This is a genomic window from Ruegeria sp. YTSA105, from assembly GCF_059610225.1.
Genome location: NZ_JBXWNE010000029.1, coordinates 1 through 2,500, shown reverse-complemented (window position 1 = coordinate 2,500; position 2,500 = coordinate 1). Strand labels below are relative to the sequence as shown.

Genomic DNA, 2,500 nt, shown 5'->3' with positions numbered 1-2,500 from the left:
CCCTGACCTACAGCTAAGGCCCCCAATTCATGGCTAAGTGGGAAAGCAGGTGGGACGACCAAAACAACCAGGAGGTTGGCTTAGAAGCAGCCATCCTTTAAAGATAGCGTAACAGCTCACTGGTCTAAATAAGTTGTCCTGCGGCGAAGATGTAACGGGGCTCAAGCCATGAGCCGAAGCTTAGGATGCCGTAAGGCATGGTAGCAGAGCGTAGTGTGACATAGTCTCATTCCTCCTTCACGTCTTCGGGCGTATTGGAGGAGAGAGGCTTTCGAAGAAGCCGGCGCGTGAGCGATCCGGTGGAGAGATCACTAGTGAGAATGATGACATGAGTAGCGACAAAGAGTGTGAGAGACACTCTCGCCGAAAGTCCAAGGGTTCCTGCTTAAAGCTAATCTGAGCAGGGTAAGCCGGCCCCTAAGCCGAGGCCGAAAGGCGTAGGCGATGGGAACTAGGTTAATATTCCTAGGCCGTGGAGTGGTGACGGATCTCAGAGGTAGTTCATCCTTATCGGATTGAATGGGCTGCTGAGAGGTTCCTGGAAATAGCCCTCCTATAAGACCGTACCCTAAACCGACACAGGTGGACTGGTAGAGAATACCAAGGCGCTTGAGAGAACGATGTTGAAGGAACTCGGCAAAATACCTCCGTAAGTTCGCGAGAAGGAGGCCCGGTTCCTAGGCAACTAGGGGCTGGGGGCACAAACCAGGGGGTGGCGACTGTTTATTAAAAACACAGGGCTCTGCGAAGTCGCAAGACGACGTATAGGGTCTGACGCCTGCCCGGTGCCTGAAGGTTAAAAGGAGAGGTGAGAGCCTTGAATTGAAGCCCAGGTAAACGGCGGCCGTAACTATAACGGTCCTAAGGTAGCGAAATTCCTTGTCGGGTAAGTTCCGACCTGCACGAATGGCGTAACGACTTCCCCGCTGTCTCCAACATCGACTCAGCGAAATTGAATTGCCTGTCAAGATGCAGGCTTCCCGCGGTTAGACGGAAAGACCCCGTGCACCTTTACTACAGCTTCGCACTGGCATCAGGATTGTGATGTGCAGGATAGGTGGTAGGCTTTGAAGCAGGAACGCTAGTCCCTGTGGAGCCTCCCTTGAGATACCACCCTTCGCACTCTTGATGTCTAACCGCGGTCCGTTATCCGGATCCGGGACCCTGCGTGGCGGGTAGTTTGACTGGGGCGGTCGCCTCCTAAAGCGTAACGGAGGCGCGCGAAGGTTGGCTCAGAGCGGTCGGAAATCGCTCGTTGAGTGCAATGGCAGAAGCCAGCCTGACTGCGAGACTGACAAGTCGAGCAGAGTCGAAAGACGGCCATAGTGATCCGGTGGTCCCGAGTGGAAGGGCCATCGCTCAACGGATAAAAGGTACGCCGGGGATAACAGGCTGATACTGCCCAAGAGTCCATATCGACGGCAGTGTTTGGCACCTCGATGTCGGCTCATCTCATCCTGGGGCTGGAGCAGGTCCCAAGGGTACGGCTGTTCGCCGTTTAAAGAGGTACGTGAGCTGGGTTTAGAACGTCGTGAGACAGTTCGGTCCCTATCTGCCGTGGGTGTAGGAGACTTGAGAGGAGTTGCCCCTAGTACGAGAGGACCGGGGTGAACGATCCACTGGTGGACCTGTTGTTGCGCCAGCAGCAGTGCAGGGTAGCTATGATCGGACAGGATAACCGCTGAAGGCATCTAAGCGGGAAGCCCCCCTCAAAACAAGGTCTCCCTGAGGGCCGTGGAAGACCACCACGTCAATAGGCCGGAGATGTAAGCGCAGTAATGCGTTCAGTTGACCGGTACTAATCGCCCGATAGGCTTGATTTGATCCAGTAATGGAAAGACAAATCAAAAACATACACACCTTAGACTAACGATGGCTGTGTCGCGCCAAGCGGCACTGTTGATTGATTACACTACCGAGTGGCAACGCGCCTTTTGCACGCAAAAGACGCTGCCTGCCACCCGTCGCGCTTGCTACGCAAGTCGCAACGTGGGATTTTCCTCGGTTTGGTGGTCATAGCGCAAGTGAAACACCCGGTCCCATCCCGAACCCGGAAGTTAAGCACTGCCGCGCCAATGGTACTTGGGCTTAAGCCCCGGGAGAGTAGGTCACCGCCAAACCTAGAAAAATCCCAATTCTCTCTAAATGATAACAATACTTATTCGACCCCGGCCTCAAGTAGCGAAAGCGATAGGCCAACCTAGTGTCGCGGGATGGAGCAGCCCGGTAGCTCGTCAGGCTCATAACCTGAAGGTCGTAGGTTCAAATCCTACTCCCGCAACCAGGTCGAATAATATCAACACAGCCCGTTCAGACTAAAATTGATCCACTGGATCAATTGCTTAACGTCTTCACCTCGTCAGGCTCATAACCTGAAGGCCAAAGGTTCAAACCCTACTCCCGCAACCTAAATCACTACACAATATCAATATATTACACACCGTGCCAGAGCGGGCTTTTGCGTTGCGCCATCACAACTGAAAGCACCGTGGAAGCAAAC

Annotated in this window: 1 tRNA gene and 2 rRNA genes (1 of these 3 cut by a window edge); all 3 read left to right on the top strand. The window is 53.9% G+C overall.

The window, feature by feature from the left end:
• Window positions 1–1,823: ribosomal RNA gene (locus tag AC2FH2_RS19690) — 23S ribosomal RNA — on the top strand; it begins 1,005 nt to the left of the window's first position.
• A gap of 182 nt (window positions 1,824–2,005) precedes the next feature.
• Window positions 2,006–2,120, top strand: a 5S ribosomal RNA gene (gene rrf / locus AC2FH2_RS19685).
• An 87-nt stretch (window positions 2,121–2,207) separates the two neighbouring features.
• A tRNA-Met gene (locus tag AC2FH2_RS19680) sits at window positions 2,208–2,284 on the top strand.
• Window positions 2,285–2,500: the final 216 nt, after the last annotated feature.